The organism is Cellulomonas sp. McL0606, from assembly GCF_058248365.1.
The window spans coordinates 3,015,272-3,038,208 of sequence record NZ_CM177779.1 but is presented as its reverse complement, the minus strand read 5'-3'; the positions used below and the strand labels follow the sequence as shown (position 1 = coordinate 3,038,208).

Below are 22,937 nucleotides of genomic sequence, written 5' to 3'. Positions count from 1 at the left end.
TGTCCACGGACGGGCTCCTTCGGTCGGGTACGTGCTCGACGCTAGGGAGCAGGCGGTGCCCAGCACATCAGGCCACGGTGTCGTCGCGCGTCATCCCGTGGTCGCACGTTCACGAGCACGTTCACGTTCACGAGCACGTACACGTTCACGAGCCCGGTCGCACCAGCCCGGTCTCGTAGGCGACGACGACGGCCTGCACCCGGTCGCGCGCGTGCAGCTTGGCCAGGATCCGCCCGACGTGCGTCTTGACCGTGGCCTCGGCGACGAAGAGGTCCTGGCCGATCTCGGTGTTGGACCGGCCGCGGGCCATGAGGACGAGCACCTCGCGCTCGCGGTCCGTGAGGTCGGCGACGGCGAGCCGCGCGGGGTCGGCGGGTTCGCCCGGCTGCTCGGGCGGCAGGACGGTGACCAGGTGCTCGAGCAGCCGCCGGGTGCTGGACGGGGCGATCACGGCGTCCCCGTGGTGCACCGTGCGGATGGCCGCGAGCATCTCCTCGGGTGGCGCGTCCTTGAGCAGGAACCCGCTGGCGCCGGCGCGGATCGCGGACAGGACGTACTCGTCGAGGTCGAAGGTGGTGAGCACGATGACCTTGGGCGCGGGCGCGGCATCGGTGCCGCGGGCCACGATCTCGGCCGTCGCTGCCAGACCGTCCATCGTCGGCATCCGGACGTCCATGAGGACGACGTCGACGACGCCGGCGTGGGTCTGCGGGTCCAGGGCGCGCACGGCCTGCGACCCGTCGCCGGCCTCGACCACCACGGTCAGGTCCGGCTGGCTGTCGATCACCATGCGGAAGCCCGCGCGGACGAGCTGCTGGTCGTCGACCAGCCCGACTCGGATGGTGTGCTCGGTCATCGGGTCTCCTGTCCGGGCGGGGTGGGCAGCTGGCGCGGACCCGGAAGCCGCCCCCGGGTCGCGGGCCGGCGCTGACCGTGCCCGCGAACATCGTTGCGCGTTCGCGCATGCCGAGCAGCCCCTGACCGAGCCCGTCCGAGTCGGCCGAGGCACCGCGGCCGTCGTCGCTGACCTCGAGCACGATCGCGTCCGGCAGCCACTGCACGAGCACGTTGACCAGCGGGTCCGGACCGGCGTGCTTGAGCACGTTGGTCAGCGCCTCCTGGGCGATCCGGTAGACGGTCAGTCCCGTACCGGGCGGCAGGGTGCGGGGCGATCCCATCCGGACGAGCGAGGCCCGCATGCCGCTGGCCCGCATCTGCTCGACCAGGGCGCCCACGTCGGTCTCGGCAGGCTGGGGCTGGAACTCCGGCGCCGGGCCGTCGCTGTCGCGCAGCACCCCGAGGAGCCGGCGCATGTCGGTGAGCGCGGCACGTCCGGTCTCGCCGATCGTGCGCAGGGCCCGGGTGGGCGCCGACGGGTCGGCCTCGGCCGCGTACCGCCCGCCGTCGGCCTGGGCGATCATGACCGTCAGGGAGTGCGCCACGATGTCGTGCATCTCGCGCGCGATGCGGGCACGCTCCGCGGCGGTGGCGATCTTGGACTGCTGGTCGCGCTCGGTCTCCAGGCGCCGGGCTCGGTCCTCGAGCGCCTCGATCCGCTCGCGACGCGTGCGCCGGAGCAGCCCGAACGCCCACACGGCGAGCGCCGCGACGGCCGTGAAGAGCGACACCGCCCGGGCGCCCGAGGAGTCGGTCCAGCTGCCGATCGAGAACGCGAGCAGCACCGAGCCGAGCAGGGCGCCGGCGATGGCGACCCGGTGCGCCCAGCGCGGACCGTGCACGGTGACCGAGTACAGCGCCACCAGCACGGCGGCGTCCGCGGGGAACACGATGGGCGCCCCGGCGAGCACCTGCAGGAGGGCGACGAAGTAGACGGCCGCCGTCGAGGCGGTCGGTGCCGTGCGGCGCCAGGCGAGCGGGGCGACGAGCCCGACCGTGACGACGGCGGCCAGGCGCGTGCTGACGTTGCCGGTCGCGGCGCTGAACGCGATCGACGACGGGAGCAGGACGACCAGCAGCAGCGCAGCCAGCGTGGCGTCGACGACGAAGCGGTGGTCCTCCTCCCAGCGCAGGAGCCGCTCCCAACTCGTCACCGTCCGAGGGTAGAGGCGCGGTCCGCCACCGTCGTGCCCCCCGGGGCGGACGCGCCGTCCACCCGAGGGGGCACGGAATTGGTCACACCCTGCAGTGGCCGACAACACCGTCTCGTGACCTAACATGGGCGAATGACCCAGGTGTTGCTGGCAGAGGACGATCCCGCGATTGCCGAGCCTTTGGCCCGCGCCCTCGGGCGTGAAGGTTATGACGTGCGCGTGCAAGGAACGGGTCAAGGTGCGATCGACGGTGCGGCAGCTGCCGACCTCGTCGTGCTGGACCTCGGCCTGCCGGACATGGACGGGCTCGACGTCGCGCGGGCCATCCGCAACCTCGGGCTGACCACGCCGCTGCTGGTCCTGACCGCACGCGCCGACGAGGTCGACCTGGTGGTCGGCCTGGACGCCGGCGCCGACGACTACGTGACCAAGCCGTTCCGCCTGGCCGAGCTCCTGGCGCGCGTCCGTGCCCTGCTGCGGCGCAGCGTCGGGGACCCCGGCGACGAGGACGAGGTGCACGCGCAGAACGTCCGCGTCGACGTCGCGGCGCACCGTGCCTTCCAGGGCGAGCGCGAGCTGCACCTCACGGCCAAGGAGTTCGACCTGCTGCGCGTGCTCGTCGGCGCGGCCGGAACGGTCGTGGCCCGCGAGACGCTCATGCGCGAGGTCTGGGGCTCGGACCCGACCGGCTCGACCAAGACGCTCGACATGCACGTGTCGTGGCTGCGTCGCAAGCTCGGCGACGACGCCAACGCGCCGCGGTACGTGACCACCGTCCGCGGCATGGGTTTCCGCTTCGAGACCGGTGGCGCGAGCAGCAGCACGGGCGGCTGAGCGTTGCGTCGTCGCGTCCTGCAGGCGACGATCGCGGCGGTCACCGTCGCGGTCGTCCTGCTGGGCTTTCCTCTGGCGTTCCTGGGTGCGCAGCTCGTGCGCGAGAACGAGATGCAGGCCCTCAAGGCCCGCGCCGACAGCGTCGCGCGCTCCGTCGACTTCCGCATGCAGCAGAACATCGACCTCACCGACCGCATGCTCGAGAACGCGACCGGTGGGCCGGGGGACATCCCGGCCTCGGTGACCGTCCAGGCGCCCGACGGTGAGATCTACCTGGCAGGCAACCACGTGCAGGGCCGCACCCTGTCGGTCCAGGTCACGTCCAGCGCGGGCGCCGTGGTCAACCTCTACGTGTCCTGGTGGGACGTCTTCTGGCTCAGCGCCCGGGTGATCGCGCTCGTGGTCGCGGCGGCCGTCGTCGCCTTCGCCGCCGGGATCGCGATGGCGATCTGGCAGGCCAACCGGCTCACCGCCCCGCTCGTCTACCTCGCCGCGTCCGCGGAGCAGCTCGGCGCGGGCCAGGTGCGGCCACGGCTCGAGCCGTCGGGGGTCGAGGAGATCGACCTGGTGGCCGCCGAGCTCGCCCGCAGCGCCGACCGGATGGCCGCGCGGCTGGCCGCCGAGCGTCAGTTCGCCTCGGACGCGTCCCACCAGCTGCGCACGCCCCTGACCGCGCTGACCATGCGGCTCGAGGAGATCATGCTCGCCACCGACGACCCGGGCGTCAGCGAGGAGGCGCGGATCTCGCTGGAGCAGGTGGAGCGTCTGGTCCGGGTGGTCGACGACCTGCTGGCCAGCCACGGCGCGCGCAGGGCGGCACGACCGAGGCCCTGATGCTCCTGGACGTCGTGCGCCAGCAGGAGGAGGAGTGGCAGCCGACGTTCGACGTGGCAGGCCGGCACCTCGTCGTCGAGGTCGACCCGACGACGCAGGTGCTCGCGACGCCCGGTGCGCTCGCGCAGGTCCTCGCGACCCTGATCGAGAACTCGCTCAAGCACGGCGCCGGCACGACGACCGTCCGCGCGCGCACGGGTGGACCGTCCGCCGCGGTCGTGGTGGAGGTTGCCGACGAGGGCGCGGGCGTGCCCGACGACCTCGCGCCACGGATCTTCGAACGGGAGGTGACGTCGGGGCGGGGGACAGGCCTGGGCCTGGCACTGGCCCGCGACCTGGCCTCGGCGGACGGCGGCCGGCTCGAGCTCGCTCAGCGCCGGCCGGCGGTGTTCGCCCTGTTCCTGTCCGGGGTGCCGGTGTCGCTGCGTCCGGACGCCGTCGTGCCGATGGGCACGGTGGTGACGCGCCCCGACTCGCGCCGTCGCTAGACCCTCTGCTGCTGTCCTGCCGCGGCAGGGTGGCCCGTGAAGACCCAGCGCTTGTAGCCGACGTAGCGCAGGACCGTGCCGATCGCGATCCCGATGACGGTGGCCACGTTGTCGGCCAAGGCGTTGGTCAGGCCGAGCGTGTAGTGCGAGAAGGCCAGGGTCAGCACCGGGATGCCGGCGCACACGATGTTGATGGTGGCGAAGACGACCAGCTCGCGCGCCTGCCGGTTGGTCCGCTCCTGGGAGAACGTCCAGTGCCGGTTCCCGATCCACGAGACCAGGGTGGCCGCGACCAGGGAGATGACCTTGGCCGTCACCGGCTTGTGCTCGAGCAGGTGCCCCGGGCCGAACCGCAGCAGGTTGAACAGGCCGAGGTCCACGACGAAGGCGAGCCCGCCGACCGACAGGAAGCGCAGGATCTCGTAGGCGCGGGCCCTCGAGGCCGAGACGGCGAGCGCGGGCTCGGGCGCGACGGTCGCCGCGGTCGATCCGCGGGGCACGGTGAACCCGTCGGTCAGCTCGTCGCTCATGCTCACAGCTTCTCCCACCGCTCGGCTCGTGCTCCCGCCCCCCATCAGCCGGTGCGGTCGCGAGGATATCCCGACTGGCTGGACGCTGCCTGTGCGCACGCGTCTCGACGCCCTCGACTAGTGTCGTCGCCCGTGACGGCTCCTGTGGTGGCGGTGGTGGGTGGCGGCCAGCTGGCCCGGATGATGGCGCCCGCGGCGACGGCCCTCGGCCTGCACCTGCGGGTGCTGGTAGAGAACCCGACGTCGTCGGCGGCCCAGGTGGTGGTTGACGCGCCCGTGGGCGCCGCGTCCGACGAGGTGGCGGTCGAGCGGTTGGCCGTCGGCGCCGACGCGCTGACGTTCGAGCACGAGCACGTCCCCAACGCGCTCCTGGACCGGCTGGAGGCGGCCGGCACGTCGGTGCAGCCGCGGGCCGTCGCGCTGGTGCACGCGCAGGACAAGATCGTGATGCGTACGCGGCTGACCGAGCTGGGCGTGCCGTGCCCCCGATGGGCTGCGCTGACCTCCTCGACAGACCTCGACGCGTTCCTGGCGGGCGGCGAGGCCGTCGTCAAGACGTCCCGCGGCGGCTACGACGGCAAGGGCGTCCGTGTCGTGCGGTCCAGCGAGGACGTCGCCGACTGGTTGGCCGCCGCCCGGGCCGGCACCGGCGCCGCGCTGCTCGCCGAGGAGAAGGTCGCGTTCACGCGCGAGCTCGCGGTCCTGGTCGCGCGCAGCCCGAGCGGCGAGGTCCGCACGTGGCCGGTCGTCGAGTCGGTGCAGCGGGACGGGGTGTGCGCGGAGGTCGTCGCGCCGGCGCCCCACCTCGACCCGGCGACCCGGGACCAGGCCGTCGACGTGGCGACCCGGATCGCCGAGGGGCTGGGCGTGACCGGGGTGCTCGCGGTCGAAGCTCTTCGAGGTCCCTGGCGCGGACGGCACGCCGACGGTCCTGGTGAACGAGCTGGCGATGCGGCCGCACAACTCGGGGCACTGGACGATCGACGGCGCGGTCACCAGCCAGTTCGAGCAGCACCTGCGCGCGGTCCTGGACCTCCCGCTGGGCGACACGACGCCGACCGCGACCTGGACCGTGATGGCCAACGTGCTCGGCAGCGCCCTGGCCGACCCGACGGACGCGCTGGCCGACGTCGGTCGTCGAGACCCGGCGGCGAAGGTGCACCTGTACGGCAAGGAGGTCCGCGCCGGACGCAAGTCGGGCACGTGAACGTGAGCGGGGACGACCTGGCCGACGTCCGGGCGCGTGCGGTCGCCGCCGCGGCCCTGCTGCGCGGCGATCCCGCCTGACTGTCTGCCCCTCGCGAACACGGGCGGTCGCCCGCGCCGGCTGGGACATGATGGACCCCGTCGCAGGTCAGGTCGCAGGTGAACGAGCAGACGGAGAAACGTGATGGCAGCGCAGGCCCTGGTCGGGATCGTCATGGGATCGGACTCGGACTGGGCGGTCATGCAGGCCGCGTCCGACGTCCTCGCCGATTTCGGTGTGCCGGTCGAGGTGGACGTGGTCTCCGCGCACCGGCAGCCCGAGAAGATGATCGAGTACGGCCGCACGGCGGCGGACCGTGGCCTGAAGGTGATCATCGCCGGAGCCGGCGGTGCGGCCCACCTGCCGGGGATGCTCGCGTCCGTCACCACACTGCCGGTGGTCGGTGTCCCGGTCCCGCTGGCGCTGCTCGACGGTCTCGACTCGCTGCTGTCCATCGTGCAGATGCCCGCCGGGGTCCCCGTGGCCACCGTGTCGATCGGCGGCGCCAAGAACGCGGGTCTGCTCGCTGCCCGCATCCTCGCGTCCGGCGAGGGCGCCCAGGCGACCCGGATCCGGACCGCCCTGGCCGCTTTCCAGGTCGAGCTGCAGGGTCAGGCCGAGTCCAAGGGTGCGCGGCTCCGCTCGCACAGCGCCGCGAGCCGGCCGACCATCGGGTTCAGCCTGTAGGGCGTCGTCGGCGGCCGGAGCCTCAGGCGCCGGGCATCCCGCCGACCTTGCCCGGCGGCAGGGTGCCGTCCCGGACGGCCACCCAGAACGCCGGCGTGAGGGCGGGATCCAGCTCGACGGTCGAGCCGACGCCCCCCGGGCGGTAGTCGAGGCTCTTGATCGGCGGCGTGCCCGTCACGCCGCCGGGCCCGTTCGCCGCGCGGAACGCGAGCGCGAGCTTGCCCAGGTCGACGATCCCGGTCCCGTCGCTCACCGTCAGCGCGGCCGTGCCGGCGTCGATGAGCGCGACCTGCTGGTTCGGGTGGAGGACCAGCGACTGCGGCTTGACCTTGCCCATGACCGCGCTGATCAGCTGGCGCTGCCGCTCGGCACGGCCGACGTCGCCCGTCGGGTCCGACTTGCGCATGCGCGCGAACGAGAGCGCCTGCGAGCCGACGACGTCGTGGCAGCCGGGCGTCCACACCATCCCCGAGTCGACGTCGTTCACGGCGGCGTCGTAGCAGAGGTTCACCCCGCCGACGGCGTCGACCACCTGCTCGACGCCGGCCATCCCGATCTCCGCGTAGTGGTCCACGGTCAGACCGGTCAGGCCCTCGACGGTCTTGACCAGCAACGGTGCCTGCCCCCAGGAGAAGGCGGCATTGCTTGGCCGAACCGTGCCCCGGGATCGCGACGTAGGTGTCGCGGGGGAGCGAGATCAGCGACGTGGGCCCGCTCGCGGGGACCTGCAGCAGCAGGATCGTGTCGGTCCGTGCACCCTCGGTGCCGTCGTTGCCGACCGAGCCGTCGGCGCGGGAGTCCGAGCCGGTGAGCAGGTACGTGGTGCCCGGCGTGTTCGGTGCGCCGCTGAGTGCCGACGTGTGCTGGACCTTGCCGTTGGCCCACATCGTCAGGCCGATCGGCCACGCGAGCAGGGCAGCGACGAGGACGACCGCGAGGAACGCGACCAGCGGCCACCGGCGCCTGCGACGCTCGGCCTGCTCCACGGGCCCGCTCGGGCTGCCCGAGCCCGCCGGCGTCGGTCGGACCGGCGGACGTTGGCCCGAGGGGCGCGACGAGGTGCTGCGCGAGGCGGTCGACGGCGAGAAGGAGGCGGGTGCACCGGCGGCGGCCGGCGCGGACGCGGACGCCGCCGCACCCGGTGGCCGGCGGGGCGGCACCGGGCGGCTGGGCGGCCGTGCGCCCGGCACCTCGATCGGGGCGGCTGCGGGCCGTGGCGCGGCGGCGGTGGAGCCCTCGGGGGACCGTGACGCCCCAGGGGGCGCGATCGACGCCGGCATCGCGGGTCGCGACGGGAGCCGCTGGGCCGGAGGCGCCGCGGGCGGCGACACGTTGGCCTGCGCCGCCTCAGCCGGCGGCGCGTCTGCCGGTCGTCGTGCCGCGGGCTGACGGGTTGCCGAGGGCGCGGGTCGCTGCGGTGGGCGGCCGACGACGATCGGCTCGGCAGGCGTGGGGTCGGAGGGTCGCGCGCTGCCGGCCGGCGCGAAGCTCGGCGGCGGGGTGCGGACGGTGCGGTCGTCCGACGTCATCAGCAGACGGCGGTGGTGTCGGCGACCGAGAACTCTTCCTTGCCCGCCTTCTTGGTCTGGGTGGGCGTCGGGGTGACCGGGGCGGTGGTGGCACCCGGCACGGGCGCGGTGGTGGCGGTCGGGGCCGGGACCGTGGCGCCGCTCGGCGCCGCGTCGTTCGCGATGTCCGCCCAGACCTGGGTCGCGGCGGAGGTCCACTCGACGCGGTTCTTGTCGGACTTGGCCGGTGCCCACGGGACTGTCATGAACGTGATGTTGTCACGGTCGATGTTCCGCAGGTTGTAGGCGAGGCCGGTCATGTCCGTGATCGACATCTGCTTGTCGGTCGTGAGCGAGCTCGTCGCCGCGCTGAGGAACGACACCAGCTTGCCCGGGTTGGTGAGCACGTCACGGGACAGGACCTCACGGACCATCGCGGCGACCAGCTGCTGCTGGTTGCCGATGCGGTTGATGTCCGAACCGTCGCCCACGTTGTGCCGGGCCCGCGCGAACGCGAGCGCCGTCTGTCCGTCGAGGACCTGGTTGCCGGGGTTGAGGAACAGGCCGGAGTCCTTGTCCGAGATCTTGCTCTGGATGCACATGGGCACCCCGCCGATGGACTGGACCATCTGCTGGAAGCCGGAGAAGTCGACGACGACGAAGTGGTTGATCGTGACGCCGGTGTCGTGCTGCACGGTGTTGATCGTGCAGGCCGCGGCGGAGGCCATGTCGCCGCCGTTGTCCCAACCGGTCGCGAACGCGGAGTTGAACATGCCCGTCGTGGCGCGGGTGGTCTTCCCGTTCGTCATGGTGCACGACGGGATGCTGACCAGCGAGTCGCGGGGGATCGAGACGACGGAGATCCGGGACCGGTCCGCCGAGATGTGCACGACCATCGCCGTGTCCGAACGCATCCCCTCCGCCTTGCCACCGATCTGGGCGTTGACCCCGGCGCGCGAGTCCGAGCCCAGGACCAGGATGTTGACCGGGTTGCCCTTGTTCGGGTCGTTCGGGTCCGGTGCCGCCGTCGGTGTCGCCAAGGGCGCGACGAGCGCGGAGACGTCGACCTGGTCGAGGTTGCCCTGCAGCTTGGCGGCGACGGCGGCCCCCCCAGCGACGGCGAACACGAGGACGGCGACACCCGTCAGGGCGACGCCGCGCAGCACGCCGTGGGTCCGGACACGTCGAGCGTGCCGGGCGGCACGGGGGCGCGAGGGGGAGGCGTGGCGAACAGTCACCGGATGATCGTAGGAGGTGGATGTTTCGACCACGGGGAGCACACGGTCCGGCGTCGTGGAGGATCTGTGCAGATCAGCGACCTGGTCGCGCGTCGAGTCTCGCCGGCGGCGTCCGGGACGGTGTCGACGAGATCCACGCGATCGCCGTGCCCGACGCAGCGCTCACCGGTCGCCCGTCCGGACACCGGAGCCAGCATCATCGCCCGCGTCGTCGGCCCGATCGAACGCGCCGGTCCCGTCGCACCGTGTCCGATCCCGGCTCCGGTAGCCTTTCGTGCGGCCCGCGGCCGGTGCGCGAAACATCGGCGGCCCCCGCCACGAACCCGTCCGGCAGTGTCGCGCACGGCGTGCGCTCGAGTGAAGTGAAGTCGTATGACGTCAGCACAGGGGACCTTGTCCATCATCATCCCGGCCTACAACGAGCACGAGGGTGCGGCCGAGATCGTCTCGTTCTATCGCGAGATCCGCGCGTCGGTGCCGGACCTCGAGTTCGAGCTCGTCGTCGTCGACGACGGATCGACCGACGGCACGTCCGACGCGCTCGTCGAGCTCCTGCGCCCCGAGGACCGGGCGAAGGTGGTCGTCTTCTCCCGCAACTTCGGCGCGCACGCGGCGATCTCGGCAGGCTTCGCGCACTGCTCGGGCGACGCTGCCCTGACGCTGAGCGCGGACCGGCAGGAACCGCTCAGCGCGGTGCACAGCTTCATCGAGGAGTGGCGGTCCGGGGCCGACCTCGTCTGGGGTCTGCGGGCGGTCCGGTCGTCGAAGGGCGGCTCGAACGAGTTCTTCGCCCGAAGCTTCTCGACCACGTTCAACGCGATCTCGACGGTCCCGACCTACCCCAGGGAGGGGCCGTCGCACATCCTGGTCTCGCGGCGCGTGATGGACGTGCTCAACGCGATGCCCGAACAGAACCGCAACGTGCTCGCGATGGCCGCGTGGACCGGCTTCGACCAGCGACGCGTCTACTTCGAGCAGCTGCCGCGCCCGTACGGCGAGAGCCGATGGACCTCGGCGAAGAAGGTCAAGCTGGTTCTCGACTCGATCGTCGAGTTCTCCGCGGTCCCGCTGACCTGGGTGCTGCTCGCCGGCTTCGCCATGGCCGGTCTCGGTCTCGTCGCCCTGGTGGCCGCGCTCGTGATGGCCCTCGTGGGCGCACAGGGCACCGGTCTCATGCTCGTCGGCGTCGTCCTCGGTGCCGTGGGCGTGCAGGTGGTGGCGCTCGGGGTGCTCGGGCAATACGTCTCGCGCGCCGGCGACGACGCGCGGCGGCGCCCCGTCTACATCGTCCAGGACGTCCGTTAGCTGCACCTGTCGGTGCTCGACCCGGTGCGAGGTCGCTCGGAGAACCGCTGATAGCCTGTCGCCGACGTTGGGAGTAGATCGCATGGATGTCGCGCTGGGGCAACCCACCGTGGGCGAGCCCGAGCTTCCGCGCTATCGCCGAGGTGTTCGCATCGGGGTGGCTGTCGGGAGCAGGGCCCGCGTGCAAGACCTTCGAGAACGACTTCGCTGCGGTGGCCGGGACGGAGCACGTCCTCGCCACCTCCAACTGCGGTTCAGCCCTCCACCTGGGCCTCACCGTCCTCGGTGCGGGCCCCGGCGACGAGGTGATCGTCGGGGACTACACGTTCCCCGCCACCGGACACTCGGTGATGTGGACCGGTGCGCGACCGGTCTTCGTCGACGTACGACCCGATATCTGGAGCATGGATCCGGCGGCGGTCGAGGCCGCGATCACGCCGCGCACGGTGGGCATCCTGGCGGTCGACGTGTTCGGCCAGCCCGCCGACTACGACGAGCTCCGTCGGATCGCGGACAAGCACGGGCTGTGGCTCATGGAGGACGCTGCCTGCTCGGCGGGCGCCACCTACCACGGCCGCCCGGCAGGGTCGCTCGCGGACCTCGCGACGTTCAGCTTCCACGGCCGCAAGGGCATCACGGCCGGCGAGGGTGGCGCGCTGACGACCGATCGGGCCGACCTCGCCGACCACGCGCGCAAGCTGCACACGTACGGGATCGAGCCGGCGCTGTCGCGGGCCGGGTCGCAGGACCTGCCGATCCCCTCGTTCGACGAGGCCGGCTGGAACTATCGGCTGTCGGACGTGGCGGCGGCGATCATGTCCGTCCAGGTCACCCGCCTGCCCGAGCTGCTCTCGGCGCGGCGACGGGTGGCCGGCGCGTACGAGCAGCTTCTCGGCGACGTCGAGGAGCTCACGCTGCCGGTCGCGCTCGAGGACCGGGAGCACCCCTGGCAGTCGTACGTGCTGACGTTGGGCACCGAGGTCAACCGCGGCTCCGTCGCGCACGCGCTGCGGGCCGAGGGCATCCAGTGCAACTTCGGCACGTACGCCTCGCACGTCCAGCCGGTGTACGGCGCCGACGTGCACCTGCCGGTCTCCCGCGACCTGTTCGCCCGCCACCTCGCCATCCCGATGCACGCCAACCTCACCGACGACGAGGTCGAGCGTGTCGCCGCCGGCGTACGCCGCATCGTCACCTCGGCCGACCATCGCCGCTGAGCGGCCCCCCACCAAGAGCAGGAGCAACGCCCGCATGTCCAAGAAGACCGTCTTCTTCACCGGTGGTGCCGGCTTCATCGGCCTCCACGTCGTCCCGATGCTGCTCGAGCGCGGCTACGGGGTGCGCATCTTCGACAACATGTTCCGGGGGGACCGGGACGCGATCGCGAAGCTCGCCGCGACCGGCGACGTCGAGCTGATCGACCAGGACGTGCGCTACGGCGGCGCCGTTCACCAGGCCATGAAGGGCTGCAGCCACGTCATCCACTTCGCGGCCGTATCGATCAACAAGAGCCAGTCGGACCCGTACGAGTCCATGGACATCAACATGATCGGCAACCACAACGTGTTCGCGGCTGCTGCCGACCACGGCGTGGAGCGGCTCGTCTTCGCCTCGAGCGCGTCGGTGTACGGCGACCCCGAGCACCTGCCGATGCACGAGGACGACAAGCTGTCGCCGCTGACCCCGTACTGCATCTCGAAGCGTGCCGGTGAGGACCTGCTCGGCTTCTACCAGCGACGCGCCAACCTCTCGTGGATCGCGCTTCGGTTCTTCAACGTGTACGGCCCGGGTCAGAAGACCACGGCGTACTACACCTCGGTCATCAACCACTTCGTCAACCGCCTCCGCAACGGCGAGGCGCCCGTCATCGACGGCTCGGGCGAGCAGTCGATGGACTTCATCCACGTCCACGACATCGCGCGCTCGGCCGTCCTCGCGCTCGAGTCCGAGCAGGCGAACCTGCCGATCAACATCGGGACGGGCATCGACACGTCGATCGCCGAGTCGCGCGCATCCTGATCGCCGCTGTCGGCGCGGACGTCGAGCCGATCTTCAACCCTCGCGACGTGCTGGTCAGCCGGCGGGCCGCCGACGTCCGTCGTGCCCAGGAGATCCTCGGCTTCGAGCCGACGATCGACGTGGTCACCGGGATGACGGACCTGATCCGGACCGGCGGATGACTGAAGCCGGGCGGGCTCCGTCGGCCGGGTCGCTGCCCGAGAACCCGTACAACGACTCGCCTGGATCGTCGGGACGCCGCAGATCGGCGCCGGCACATGGATCGGAGCGTTCACGGTCGTGGACGGTTCCGGCGGCCTGACGATCGGCGCCGGCTGCGACATCGGCCCGGCGTGCACATCTACACGCACTCGAGCGTGCGGCGGTGCGTGTCTGGGCGCCGGTTCACGGAGGTGGAGCGCAAGCCCGTCTCGATCGGCGACCGGGTGTTCATCGGCGCCAACGCGGTGGTGATGATGGGCGTCACGATCGGCGACGAGGCCGTCGTCGGCGCCGGCGCCGTGGTGACCGCCGACGTCGCCACCCGGACGGTCGTCGCGGGCGTGCCGGCGCGGGTGGTCGCCGACGTCGCCTTCGATGACGACGGCCGGCCGGCCTTCCCGGCGGTGCAGCCCTAGCGTCCGGCGCCGCCGGTCACCCGTCAGACCCGTCAGACTGTGGTCGCACGCGAGGCCACGAGCGCCCGCTCGACGATCCGGTGGGCGGGCAGCGCCGACGCACGCTCCTCGTCGGCGTCGATCGTGCCCTCGATCAGGTCGACGAACCGGTCGAACTGGGTGATCAGCGGCTCCTTGCCGATGACCTCGGGGATCTCGATCTCCGTCGCCTGGCGATAGGTCGAGCCCTCTTCGTCCGACTGCACGCGGGTGTGCCGGTACGCGGTCACCCCCCGGCGGAGCATGTCGACCTCGATCGTGCGATCGAGCTTCGTGGATGACGAGCTTGCGCACCTTCTGCTGGCTGATCCGGGAGGCCGAGGCCGAGGCGATGCCGCCGTCGGCGAACCTCAGGCTCGTCTCGATCACGTCCTCCGCGCCCGGGCTGGACAGCGGGTGGTACTGCCCGACCTCGACAGCGAGGCTGTCCGGGTCGGCCCCGCCGAAGAGCTGCGCGATCAGGTCGACGTCGTGCACGAGCAGGTCCCACGCCACGCCGGTCTTGATGCGCGGCGCGTAGGGCGAGTGGCGCTCGGCGCGGACGTAGCGTGGCTCGGACAGCATGCCGCGGGCGACCAGGAAGGCAGGGTTGTACCGCTCGAGGAAGCCGCACATGAGCGGCGCCCCGACGCGCTCGCTGAGCCGGATGATCTCCTCGGTGTCCTCGAGCGAGGGGCACATCGGCTTCTCGACCAGCAGGGGGAGCCCCCGCTCGAGCGCATCGGTCGCGAGCTGGTGGTGCCACTCCGTCGCCGCCGCGATCACGACCGCGTGGGTGCCGACCGTGCTCTCCAGGTCCGGCGCCCAGCGTGCGCCGAACCGCTCGGCGAGCGGCTCGCCCGCTTCCCGTCGGGGATCGACGACCCAGGCGAGGTCGGCGCGGTCGGAGCCCGCGATCACGCGTGCGTGGTTCGTGCCCATCGACCCCGCGCCGACGAGCGCGACGTTCGGGCGCGTCATCGTGCGAGCACGGCGCGCAGGACCGTCGCGACCGTGGCGACGTCGTCCTCGGACAGGCCGGGGTGGACGGGGAGCGACAAGCAGCGGGCGGCGACGTCCTCGGCCACAGGGGCCTCCGGCAGGACGACCAACGGGTGCTCGCGGTAGCAGGCGTAGTCGTACACCGGTCGCGGGTAGTAGATGCCCGAGCCGACGCCACGCTGGGCAAGCTCCTCGACGATCGACTCCCGGTCGGCGGCGCTCTCGCTGGGCAGGAGCACCGTGTACTGGTGCCAGACGTGCTCGCGGCCCGGTAGGGCGGCGGGGGGCTCGAGCCCCGGGATGTCACGGAGCAGGTCCGTGAGCAGCGCCGCGTTGACGACACGCGCCTTGACCTGCTCCGGGTAGGTGGTCAGCTGCGGGACGGCGACAGCGGCCTGCAGGTCGGTCATCCGGTAGTTGTGACCGGGCATCTCGTACTGGTAGCGCTGACGCATCCCCTGGTTGCGCAGCACGCGCAGCCTGTCCGCCGTGGCCGCGTCGTTCGTCGTGATCATGCCGCCCTCACCGCTGGTGAGGTTCTTGGTCGCGTAGAGCGAGAAGCAGCCCGTCCCGAACGAACCGGCGCCCTTGCCGTCGAACGACGCGCCGAGGGCCTGGGCGGCGTCCTCGACCAGTGCGAGGTCGTGGCTCGCGGTCAGCTCGGCGAACGCGGCCATGTCCGCCGTCTGCCCGTAGAGGTGGACGGGCAGCACCGCCCGCGTCCGCGGGCCCACCAGCTGCGCCACCGACGCCGCGTCGAGGTTGTAGTCCGCCGTCGAGATGTCACCGAAGCGCACGACCGCGCCGGCCTCGATGATCGCGTTCAGGGTGGCGACGAACGTGAACGGGCTGGTGATGACCTCGTCGCCGGGCTGCAGGTCAAGCACCTCGAGGGCCGCGACGAGTGCCGTCGTGCCGTTGTTCACGGCGATCGCGTGCTCGGCGCCGACGATGTCCGCGAACCCGCGCTCGAGCTCGGCGACGACCGGTCCCTGCGCGATCATGCCCGAGCGGACGACCTGCAGGACCTTGTCCTCGACCGCCGTGCCAAGTCGAAGCTGGGAGATCGGGATCATGCACGGGCCTCGGTTCTCTGGATGCGTCACGGCACGCTGTTGCACGCGCCTTCGGGTGAGGGGTGGCGTTCCGTCTACTACGATGTTGGGCGGCGTCAATCATATCGGCCTCACCGGAGGTCCCTGTCACCCTCGGATCCTGGGGCAGCTCGGTTGATGGCGGGCGCCGGACGGAAGGGCACATGGACGACAGCAGGCTGCAGCCAGACCTCGACGCCGAGACCGGAAATTCGGGCACCGGAGCCCTCGTCGTCGACCCACCTGTCGCCGCCGCCAAGCCTCGGGTCAGTGCACGCGTCGTCACGATCGCCCGGATCGTCCTGCTCACCGTGGTCATCGCGGCCGCGAGCTGGACCCTCTTGCACAACTGGTCCGAGGTCGAGCGAGCGATCTCGCACATGTCGTGGACGACGGTGGTCGGTGCCACGGTGCTGGTCGCCGTCGGGATCGGGTGCGGGACGTTGAGCTGGCAGGTTCTCGTCGACGATCTGGGCACCCCGATCGGCATCCGCCGCGGCGGTCAGATCTTCCTCGTCGGTCAGCTCGGCAAGTATCTGCCGGGATCCGTGTGGGCGTACGTCCTCCAGCTCGAGCTCGGCCGACGGGCCGGGCTGGCCCGGACCCGGGTGTTCACCGCGACGGTCTTCTCGCTCATGGTCGCCGTGGTCGGCGCGCTGATCGTCGGCGCGCTGGCCCTGCCCCAGCTGATCAGCGAGGACCCGAGCCTGGCGTGGGTCCGCTGGCTGTACGTGCTGCTGCCGTTCGGCCTGATCTGCCTGCACCCGAAGGTCCTGACGGCCGTCGCCAACTTCGGCTTCAAGCTCCTGCGTCGCCCGCGTCCGACCCACCCGGTCCGCAGGCGGACGGTCCTCCACTCGCTCGCGTGGGCGCTCGGCTCCTACTGCTGCTACGGCCTCCAGCTCTGGCTGCTCGTCGGGAGCGACGCCAAGCTCGGTGGCCGGCAGCTGCTCCTCTTCGTCGGCAGCATGGGTATCGCCATGGTCGCCGGTCTGTTCGCGATCCTGCTCCCGTCCGGTGCCGGGGTGCGTCGGCTGGTCATCGTGACCGTCCTCGCCCCGCTGGTGGGGACCGGCTCCGCCATCGCGTACGCGGCCGTCTCCCGCGTCCTGTTCACGCTGGCCGACCTGCTGATGGCAGGCGGTGCCGCCGCGCTCGCGGCGATCGCGCGACGGCGCGAGGGCCCCTATGTCGGAGACCCCGGCATCGGGATCTGAGTCGCAGGGAGCGGCGCTCCGGGTGGAGAGCACCGGGATCGTCGGCTACCCGGGGGTCTGCGACGCGCTCGCGGCGGACATCCTGGCCGCGGGCGGTGAGCTGCGGCTCGGGGAGTCCTTCGGCTCCGCGCGGTCGAGCAGGGCGCGATGGTCGTCGAGACCTCGTCGGGACCGCTGCGTGTCGACGCCCTGGGCAACTGCGCCGGGCTGTACGCCGATCGCATCGCATCGGCGTGCGGCGTCGACCCGGGAGCACGCATCGTCCCGTTCCGTCGCGAGTACCTCGAGCTGGTGCCCGAGCGGCGCCCCCTCGTGAGGGGCCTGATCGACCCCGTGCCGGACCCGCGGTTCCCGTCCACCTCACCCGGTCGGTCACGGGCGACGTCCATGCGGGGCCCTACACCTGGGCGACGTCCGGGCGGCCGACCTCGTGGACGCCCTGTCCTGGCCGGGCACCTAGCGGCTCGGCGTCCGCAACGTCGTGCCCGGGGCCCGTGACGTCATCCGGTCCCTCTCGCGCACGGCGTTCGCGCACAGCCTCGCGCGGCTCGTCCCGGGCATCAGGGCGAAGGATCTCGTCCCCGCGCCCGCAGGAGTCCGGGCCCAGGCCCTGCGCGCGGACGGTCAGCTCGTCGACGACTTCCTGGTGCGGTCCGCCGCGCACCAGGTGCACGTCATCGACGCGCCCTCGCCCGCGGCGACGTCCGCCCTCGAGATCGCCGACCACGTGCTGCGTCAGCTGGACGAGGTCGTCGCCGCCTGACGGCGTCCGGCATTCCTGCCGGACGCCGTCAGGACGTGGCCGGCGCCGCGCGTGATGCCAGGCACGCCTCGGCGGCCGCCCCCGTCCCGACCTGGGCGGAGAAGCCGTACATGCGGTACGGGGTCGCGCTGCCGTCGAGGCGCTCGATGCCGACGACCGTCTCCGTACGCGGGAGAGCGCCCGACCACTGGACCTGCTGGGTGCCTGCGGCGAGCTCGACCTGGGTCCCGTCCGGCCACGTCACGCGCAGCCCCGACGGCGGGACCTCGATGGTGAACTCGGTGTCGACGTGCCCCCACCCGCTCGGCCGCAGCGTCAGGATGCGCAGCGTGCCGGGACCGGGCTGGTCGTTGATCAGCACGTTGCCCGTCGGGTGGGTCCCGGCTCCCGGGTACAGGATCGGGGGCGCGAGGGCGACGTCCGCGAGGTCGTCGGTGCCGGCGACGCAGGAGGGATCCGAGCCGTCGAGCCGGTAGAACTCCCACCGACCGCTGCTGCTCGTCACGTCGGGTGACCCCAGCGCCTGGTGGGCCGCGTCGAGCGCCGTCGGGTTGCTCGTGAGCGCGGTCGTGTCGATCACGAGGCCCTTGAACCCGGCCGCCTGCAGCAGAGCGGCCTGCTGGGCCATGGGCCGCAGCCCCATGCTCGTCTGCCAGTCGGCCTTCGGATCGCCCTGCAGCCCGCCGTAGGACCAGCGCAGACCGTCGGAGTAGAGGTAGGGCAGGAAGCCGTCGTACGCCGATGCCGGAGTCGTGTCCGTCAACGACAGGGGGAACGAGACGTCCGGGTACTGGTAGATCAGCGACTGGGACGGTACCTCGCCCTGGATCTGCGACGTGAAGTCCGACACGTCCTTCTGCGTCGCGACGGCGACGCCCGGGTCGGGCCGGTACCACGGGCTCGTCTGGTCGACGACGGCGACGAGGACGAGCGCCCCGACGGTCGCCCACAGCACCCATCGCCGGCGGATCTTGTCCAGCGTCACGCCGGCCGCGAGCAGGGCGAGCAGCGCGATGTACACGTGCATCCGGCTCCACGCCCGCAGCCCGCCACCGTTGAGCACGAACGCCCAGAGCTCGCCGATGCCCCCGACCGTGTAGCAGATGATCGCGACCCACGTCAGGGCGGCGAGGGTCGCGAGGATCGGCGACTTCTCGGCGGCGCGCGGACGCCAGTAGACGAGCACGGCCCAGATCATGAGAGCCAGGAACGCCACGGTCGCCACGGTGCCCAGGGCGGGCTGCTCCGCGGGGTTCGGGAACGTCGAGTCGTAGCTGTTGCGGATGTTGCGGAACAGCTCGCTGCGGTGCTGCGCCGCGGGCAGCAGGAACGCCAGGAGCTTGCCCGAGTACACGTCGGCGTCCGCCGCGGACCGGGACAGCGCGATGGACGGGTAGCCGAGGGGTGAGGGCAGGTACAGCTTGTCCATCCACATCGCGACGGCGAGCGGGACACCCAGCGCCGCCGCACGCAGCGCCGTCGGCGTGACGGCGTGCCGGAACCCGAACTTGCGCCACGCCCCGAGGGCCGCCCCCGCGATGAGGAGGCCCGCGAACACGGCGTAGTAGGCGTTCACGAGCGAGATGCAGACGCACCCGAACAGGACGACGCCCTCGATCACGTACCGCCGACGTCGCTTGCCCTCGAACGGGTGGACCAGCGACGTGGCGGCGATGACGCCGATGGGCACGACCCAGGACTGGGCCAGCGAGAAGTGTCCGGTCGCGCGGATGAAATGGTCGGGCAGCAGGGCGAACGCGACGCCGACGAGCACGCTCGCCACCCGGCTCACGCGCAGGGTGCGGGCGGCGACGACCGCGAGGACAGCCGCGGCGGGGAAGGACAGGATCACCGCCCACGTGACGGCGGCGCCGGCGCTGCCGGTCAGGGGGGCGAGGATCTTGCCGACGAAGCCGAACAGCAGCTCGTCGGTCACGCTGTAGGAGTGGCTGTTCTGCCCGAATGGCGCCGCCAGACGGGTGCCGTGCTCGTACCAGCCGGACTCGATGATGTTCTGCACCCAGGCGTGGAAGGCCAGGGAGTCGCCGCTCGGGGTCGCGACGGCCGAGCCGAACGCCCAGGGCCGGTACGTCCACAGGGCCGCCGCGAAGGCGATCGCTCCCGCGAGCGCGTGCGGCCAGGCCGCCCGAACAGCGGCGACGGCAGCGATCGCGACCTGCCGTCCAAGGGTGGGCGCGGGTGCGGGCCGACCGGGGTCGGGCTGGATGCCGTCGTGCGGCTGCTGGTCGGCGGGCCGCGTCTCCTCGGGGGCAGGGGGCGGGTCGCCCTCGGCATGCTGCCGATCCGTCGCGGCGGCCTCGGGGGCAGGGGTCTCCTGGGTCACGTCAGCGTCCGAGCCCCTCGTAGCGGGCCTCGGTCTCGTCCTTCTGCGGACGCCACCATGCCTCGTTGTCGCGGTACCAGCCCACGGTGGCCGCGAGGCCGTCCCGGAAGCTTGCCGTACCGCGGTTCCCAGCCGAGCTCGTCCGCAGCTTGGAGGCGTCGATCGCGTAGCGCAGGTCGTGTCCCGGGCGGTCGCTCACGAGGTCGTAGTCGTCCCGAGCGTGCCCGGACACGTCGAGGATCGCCTCGACGACCTCCTTGTTCGTGTGCTCGCCGTCGGCGCCGATGAGGTACGTCTCGCCCGCCCGACCCCGGTCGATGACCGCCCACACCGCGGAGTTGTGGTCCTCGACGTGGATCCAGTCGCGCACGTTCTGGCCGCTCCCGTAGAGCTTGGGCCGGACGCCGTCGATGAGGTTGGTGATCTGCCGCGGGATGAACTTCTCGACGTGCTGGTACGGGCCGTAGTTGTTCGAGCAGTTCGAGATCGTCGCGTGGATGCCGAGCTTCCTCGTCCAGGCACGGACGAGCAGGTCGGACGACGCCTTCGTCGAGGAGTACGGGCTCGAGGGGTTGTACCGGGTGTCCGGCGTGAACTTCGCCGGGTCGTGCAGCTCGAGGTCGCCGTACACCTCGTCGGTCGAGATGTGGTGGAAGCGGGTCCCGTGCCGACGAACCGCCTCGAGCAGCGTGTACGTGCCGATGATGTTGGACTGCACGAACGGCCACGGGTCACGCAGCGAGTTGTCGTTGTGCGACTCGGCGGCGAAGTGCACGACGACGTCCACCTGCGCGACCAGCTCGTCGACGAGGTCGACGTCGGTGATGTCGCCCTTGCGGAAGTCCACGGCGTCGTGCACCGGCGCGAGGCTCGCCTCGCTGCCCGCGTACGTGAGGGCGTCGAGCACGATGATCTGCACGTCCGGACGCTCGCGGACCGTCTGGTGGACGAAGTTGGAGCCGATGAATCCGGCGCCGCCGGTGACGAGCAGTCGCACGAGAGAGAACCTCCAGGGGCGGGTCGAGAAGCCGCCACAGCCTACCCGGCCCGCGCCCCCGTCTATGCTCGATGCCTTCGAGGCCGATCCGCCGAGGAACCTTCACATCGGTTGGGCGTGGCGGTGCTTGATCCACCGGCGGCATCGACCAAGACTCGGGTACCGCAGTGTCGTCGATGTCAGGACATCCCTATGCTCACCCAGCTTGCTCTCGCCGCGCTGCTCGTCGGAGGCCTTCCCGCCGCGCTCCCAGCCACTGAGTCCGTCGACGGACCGCCGGTGGCGGCCGCGGTCGCCACAGACCAGCCGACGGACGCACCGGGCACCGGGGACGCGTTCGACGAGATCCCGCTGGTCGTCCCCGCGGTCTCCGACGCCGGCGTGGTGAAGGCGCCGCGGTCCGTTCCGCAGGACGCAGTCACGGCGGACACGGTGATGAACGGCGACCGGGTGGTCACCAAGACGATCGAGGCCGCCGACTACCAGACGGTCGGCATCACGTGGGCGCCGGGCGCGGACGCCGCGGTAGACAACCTCGACCCGTCGGTCCGCTGGCGCGACGACAGCGGCGCCTGGAGTGCGTGGCAGCCGATGGATGCCGAGGACTCGACGCCCGACGCCGGGACGCCCGACGCGGGCAGGGCGGCGAGCCGCGGTGGGACGGATCCGCTGTGGTTCGGGGACGCGGCCGCGCTCCAGCTGTCCTTCGCGACAGACCCGGCGTCATCGGCGTCGGCGGACCTGAACCTGGTGCTCGTCGGCTCTCCCGACACCACCGCTGCCGACAGGACCGCGCAGACGGCGGGGACGTCGGGCGCCATCGTGCAGCCCGCCGTCTTCTCGACCTCTGTGGTGCGGGCCGCGGCGTCGACCGACTCCGAGTCCCCGGCGGCGGTCGTGATGGCGGGCCCGGCGCCGACCATGATCACCCGCGCACAGTGGGGGGCGGCCGCCCCCGTGTGCGAGCCGGACGTCGCCTCGCAGCTGGTGGGCGCTGCGGTGCACCACACGGCCGGATCGAACGACTACAGCACGGTCGCCGAGGCCGAGCAGCAGATCCGCAACGACCAGCGCTATCACATCGACGGGCGCGGCTGGTGCGACATCGGCTACAACTTCATCGTCGACAAGTGGGGCAACCTCTACGAGGGCCGCGCGCACAGCCTCGACTCGCCGGTGATCGGCGTGCACGCCGGGGGGTTCAACACGGGGACCGTGGGTGTCGCGATGCTCGGCACCTACGACGCGGTGCCACCGGCCGCGACGATCAACACCGTCGCGCAGATCATCGGCTGGCGGCTCGCCGCATACGACGTCGATCCCCGCGGGACGATGCAGTACGCGACTGGCGTGGGGGAGAACTCCCGGTTCCAGAACCAGACCGTGACCCTGCCGCGCGTCTTCGGCCATCGCGACGTCGCCTTCACGGCGTGTCCCGGGAACGGCGGGTACGCGGCGCTCCCGCAGATCCGGGTCTCGGCGGCGACCTACTACGACGCCCGCCAGTACGCGGAGTCGCAGTCGGTGGTGAAGGCCCTGTACACGGACCTGCTGGGCCGCGGCCCGGACGCGACCGGTCTGACGGGCTGGACGGCCGCGCTGCTCTCGGGCACGAGCCAGTCGGCGCTCGTGACGGCGTTGACGCACAGCGACGAGTACATCGCGCTGCGGGTCACCAAGGCCTACAACGAGGTGCTCGGTCGCGGACCCGACCCCGTCGGTGCGCAGGCGTGGTTGACGCAGATCCGCGCGGGGCTGGGCACGGTCGACGACGTCCAGCGGCGGTTCTACGACTCGGACGAGTACTTCGCGACCTCGGGGGGCACGTGGCCGGGGTACGTCCAGCGGCTCTACACGACGATGCTGCACCGCGGCGCCTCGGACGCCGAGGTCTCGACGTGGGTCTCGTTGGTCGCGACCCAGGGTCGCGCGTGGGTGGTGGACTCGATCTGGTGGTCACGGGAGGCCGCGTCGATCCGCGCCGGGAGCTACTACCAGACGTTCCTGGGCCGCGGACCGGACCCGACGGGACTGGCGAGCTGGACGACCGTGCTGCTCACCTCGGGCGAGGGTGCGGTGCGAGCGGGCATCGCCGGGAGCCAGGAGTACCGGGCCCGCGCGATCGCCCGGTTCCCGTGACGGGTG

General features: G+C 71.9%; 18 protein-coding genes and 5 pseudogenes. 12 read left to right on the top strand and 11 right to left on the bottom strand.

The window, feature by feature from the left end; translation table 11 throughout:
• Positions 1–145: 145 nt before the first annotated feature.
• Positions 146–856 (bottom strand): response regulator, encoded by a 711-nt coding sequence (locus AC38ZX_RS15440; protein ID WP_491295091.1) that lies wholly within the window; start codon positions 854–856, stop codon positions 146–148.
• 79 nt (positions 857–935) lie between these two features.
• Positions 936–2,177: pseudogene (locus AC38ZX_RS15435) on the bottom strand (sensor histidine kinase); the annotation flags it as partial.
• A 6-nt stretch (positions 2,178–2,183) separates the two neighbouring features.
• On the opposite strand from AC38ZX_RS15435, the gene AC38ZX_RS15430 reads away from it, so the two are divergent.
• Both AC38ZX_RS15430 and AC38ZX_RS15425 read left to right on the top strand, forming a co-directional pair.
• Positions 2,184–2,885 carry a response regulator transcription factor gene (locus AC38ZX_RS15430; protein ID WP_028050342.1) on the top strand — a complete coding sequence of 234 codons (702 nt, stop codon included), beginning with the start codon at positions 2,184–2,186 and terminating at the stop codon, positions 2,883–2,885.
• Between the two features lie 3 nt (positions 2,886–2,888).
• Positions 2,889–4,207: pseudogene (locus AC38ZX_RS15425) on the top strand (ATP-binding protein).
• Here AC38ZX_RS15425 and AC38ZX_RS15420 read toward each other — a convergent pair.
• Positions 4,204–4,737, bottom strand: a complete 534-nt coding sequence (locus AC38ZX_RS15420; protein WP_426592790.1) for a GtrA family protein — start codon at positions 4,735–4,737, stop codon at positions 4,204–4,206. The pseudogene AC38ZX_RS15425 and the gene AC38ZX_RS15420 overlap by 4 nt on opposite strands.
• A gap of 132 nt (positions 4,738–4,869) precedes the next feature.
• Here AC38ZX_RS15420 and AC38ZX_RS15415 point away from each other — a divergent pair.
• A pseudogene (locus tag AC38ZX_RS15415) lies at positions 4,870–6,024 on the top strand (5-(carboxyamino)imidazole ribonucleotide synthase).
• A gap of 103 nt (positions 6,025–6,127) precedes the next feature.
• Positions 6,128–6,670 carry a 5-(carboxyamino)imidazole ribonucleotide mutase gene (purE, locus tag AC38ZX_RS15410; protein ID WP_426592788.1) on the top strand — a complete coding sequence of 181 codons (543 nt, stop codon included), beginning with the start codon at positions 6,128–6,130 and terminating at the stop codon, positions 6,668–6,670.
• A 22-nt stretch (positions 6,671–6,692) separates the two neighbouring features.
• Here purE and AC38ZX_RS15405 read toward each other — a convergent pair whose 3' ends face one another.
• The 3 genes and pseudogenes from AC38ZX_RS15405 to AC38ZX_RS15395 form a co-directional block, all read right to left on the bottom strand.
• Positions 6,693–7,283 carry an LCP family protein gene (locus AC38ZX_RS15405; protein ID WP_491295090.1) on the bottom strand — a complete coding sequence of 197 codons (591 nt, stop codon included), beginning with the start codon at positions 7,281–7,283 and terminating at the stop codon, positions 6,693–6,695.
• 91 nt (positions 7,284–7,374) lie between these two features.
• A pseudogene (locus AC38ZX_RS15400) lies at positions 7,375–7,557 on the bottom strand (LCP family protein); the annotation flags it as partial.
• A gap of 641 nt (positions 7,558–8,198) precedes the next feature.
• The gene (locus tag AC38ZX_RS15395) at positions 8,199–9,416 is read right to left on the bottom strand and encodes an LCP family protein (protein WP_491295089.1); all 1,218 of its coding nucleotides are present in this window, start codon (positions 9,414–9,416) and stop codon (positions 8,199–8,201) included.
• Positions 9,417–9,788: 372 nt separating this feature from the next.
• Here AC38ZX_RS15395 and AC38ZX_RS15390 point away from each other — a divergent pair, with 372 nt between their 5' ends.
• The 4 genes from AC38ZX_RS15390 (at position 9,789) to AC38ZX_RS15375 (ending at position 13,357) form a co-directional block, all read left to right on the top strand.
• Positions 9,789–10,721: a glycosyltransferase family 2 protein gene (locus AC38ZX_RS15390; protein ID WP_426592785.1), complete on the top strand. Its 933-nt coding sequence runs from the start codon at positions 9,789–9,791 to the stop codon at positions 10,719–10,721.
• 86 nt (positions 10,722–10,807) lie between these two features.
• On the top strand, positions 10,808–11,938 hold the full coding sequence (locus tag AC38ZX_RS15385; protein WP_491295088.1) for a DegT/DnrJ/EryC1/StrS family aminotransferase: 1,131 nt from the start codon (positions 10,808–10,810) through the stop codon (positions 11,936–11,938).
• 34 nt (positions 11,939–11,972) lie between these two features.
• Positions 11,973–12,740 carry an NAD-dependent epimerase/dehydratase family protein gene (locus AC38ZX_RS15380; RefSeq protein ID WP_491295087.1) on the top strand — a complete coding sequence of 256 codons (768 nt, stop codon included), beginning with the start codon at positions 11,973–11,975 and terminating at the stop codon, positions 12,738–12,740.
• 332 nt (positions 12,741–13,072) lie between these two features.
• Positions 13,073–13,357 (top strand): DapH/DapD/GlmU-related protein, encoded by a 285-nt coding sequence (locus AC38ZX_RS15375; RefSeq protein ID WP_491295086.1) that lies wholly within the window; start codon positions 13,073–13,075, stop codon positions 13,355–13,357.
• Positions 13,358–13,389: 32 nt separating this feature from the next.
• Here the strand turns inward: AC38ZX_RS15375 and AC38ZX_RS15370 are convergent, their stop codons facing one another.
• The 3 genes and pseudogenes from AC38ZX_RS15370 to AC38ZX_RS15360 form a co-directional block, all read right to left on the bottom strand.
• Positions 13,390–13,641: a hypothetical protein gene (locus AC38ZX_RS15370; RefSeq protein ID WP_491295085.1), complete on the bottom strand. Its 252-nt coding sequence runs from the start codon at positions 13,639–13,641 to the stop codon at positions 13,390–13,392.
• A 91-nt stretch (positions 13,642–13,732) separates the two neighbouring features.
• Positions 13,733–14,317 (bottom strand): annotated as a pseudogene (locus AC38ZX_RS15365) (Gfo/Idh/MocA family protein); the annotation flags it as partial.
• Positions 14,318–14,352: 35 nt separating this feature from the next.
• Positions 14,353–15,453 carry a DegT/DnrJ/EryC1/StrS family aminotransferase gene (locus tag AC38ZX_RS15360; RefSeq protein WP_491295084.1) on the bottom strand — a complete coding sequence of 367 codons (1,101 nt, stop codon included), beginning with the start codon at positions 15,451–15,453 and terminating at the stop codon, positions 14,353–14,355.
• A 182-nt stretch (positions 15,454–15,635) separates the two neighbouring features.
• On the opposite strand from AC38ZX_RS15360, the gene AC38ZX_RS15355 reads away from it, so the two are divergent.
• The 3 genes from AC38ZX_RS15355 to AC38ZX_RS15345 all read left to right on the top strand — a co-directional run bounded on the left by AC38ZX_RS15355 (position 15,636) and on the right by AC38ZX_RS15345 (position 17,451).
• Complete coding sequence (locus AC38ZX_RS15355) at positions 15,636–16,688, top strand: lysylphosphatidylglycerol synthase transmembrane domain-containing protein (RefSeq protein WP_491295083.1); 1,053 nt, start codon at positions 15,636–15,638, stop codon at positions 16,686–16,688.
• Positions 16,689–16,835: 147 nt separating this feature from the next.
• A complete protein-coding gene (locus tag AC38ZX_RS15350) occupies positions 16,836–17,186 on the top strand; it encodes a hypothetical protein (protein WP_491295082.1) in 351 nt (116 codons plus the stop codon).
• Entirely contained in the window at positions 17,170–17,451 is a 282-nt protein-coding gene (locus tag AC38ZX_RS15345; protein ID WP_491295081.1) for a hypothetical protein, read from the top strand. Before AC38ZX_RS15350 ends, AC38ZX_RS15345 begins: the two co-directional genes overlap by 17 nt.
• A gap of 28 nt (positions 17,452–17,479) precedes the next feature.
• Here AC38ZX_RS15345 and AC38ZX_RS15340 read toward each other — a convergent pair whose 3' ends face one another.
• Together AC38ZX_RS15340 and rfbB are read right to left on the bottom strand one after the other, a co-directional pair.
• Positions 17,480–19,795, bottom strand: coding sequence for a DUF6311 domain-containing protein (locus AC38ZX_RS15340; RefSeq protein WP_491295080.1), 2,316 nt, complete (start codon positions 19,793–19,795; stop codon positions 17,480–17,482).
• 1 nt (position 19,796) lies between these two features.
• Complete coding sequence (gene rfbB / locus AC38ZX_RS15335) at positions 19,797–20,792, bottom strand: dTDP-glucose 4,6-dehydratase (RefSeq protein ID WP_491295079.1); 996 nt, start codon at positions 20,790–20,792, stop codon at positions 19,797–19,799.
• A gap of 192 nt (positions 20,793–20,984) precedes the next feature.
• Between rfbB and AC38ZX_RS15330 the strand changes: the two genes are divergently transcribed.
• Positions 20,985–22,931 carry a DUF4214 domain-containing protein gene (locus AC38ZX_RS15330; RefSeq protein ID WP_491295078.1) on the top strand — a complete coding sequence of 649 codons (1,947 nt, stop codon included), beginning with the start codon at positions 20,985–20,987 and terminating at the stop codon, positions 22,929–22,931.
• Positions 22,932–22,937 lie beyond the last annotated feature (6 nt).

Excerpts from the sequence above, each read along its gene's own strand:
- AC38ZX_RS15440 (WP_491295091.1), bottom strand. The coding sequence starts at position 856 with ATGACCGAGCACACCATCCGAGTCGGGCTGGTCGACGACCAGCAGCTC.
- AC38ZX_RS15430 (WP_028050342.1), top strand. The coding sequence starts at position 2,184 with ATGACCCAGGTGTTGCTGGCAGAGGACGATCCCGCGATTGCCGAGCCT.
- AC38ZX_RS15420 (WP_426592790.1), bottom strand. The coding sequence starts at position 4,737 with ATGAGCGACGAGCTGACCGACGGGTTCACCGTGCCCCGCGGATCGACC.
- purE (WP_426592788.1), top strand. The coding sequence starts at position 6,128 with ATGGCAGCGCAGGCCCTGGTCGGGATCGTCATGGGATCGGACTCGGAC.
- AC38ZX_RS15390 (WP_426592785.1), top strand. The coding sequence starts at position 9,789 with ATGACGTCAGCACAGGGGACCTTGTCCATCATCATCCCGGCCTACAAC.
- AC38ZX_RS15385 (WP_491295088.1), top strand. The coding sequence starts at position 10,808 with ATGTCGCGCTGGGGCAACCCACCGTGGGCGAGCCCGAGCTTCCGCGCT.
- AC38ZX_RS15380 (WP_491295087.1), top strand. The coding sequence starts at position 11,973 with ATGTCCAAGAAGACCGTCTTCTTCACCGGTGGTGCCGGCTTCATCGGC.
- AC38ZX_RS15370 (WP_491295085.1), bottom strand. The coding sequence starts at position 13,641 with ATGCTCCGCCGGGGGGTGACCGCGTACCGGCACACCCGCGTGCAGTCG.
- AC38ZX_RS15360 (WP_491295084.1), bottom strand. The coding sequence starts at position 15,453 with ATGATCCCGATCTCCCAGCTTCGACTTGGCACGGCGGTCGAGGACAAG.
- AC38ZX_RS15355 (WP_491295083.1), top strand. The coding sequence starts at position 15,636 with ATGGACGACAGCAGGCTGCAGCCAGACCTCGACGCCGAGACCGGAAAT.
- AC38ZX_RS15350 (WP_491295082.1), top strand. The coding sequence starts at position 16,836 with ATGGTCGTCGAGACCTCGTCGGGACCGCTGCGTGTCGACGCCCTGGGC.
- AC38ZX_RS15330 (WP_491295078.1), top strand. The coding sequence starts at position 20,985 with ATGCTCACCCAGCTTGCTCTCGCCGCGCTGCTCGTCGGAGGCCTTCCC.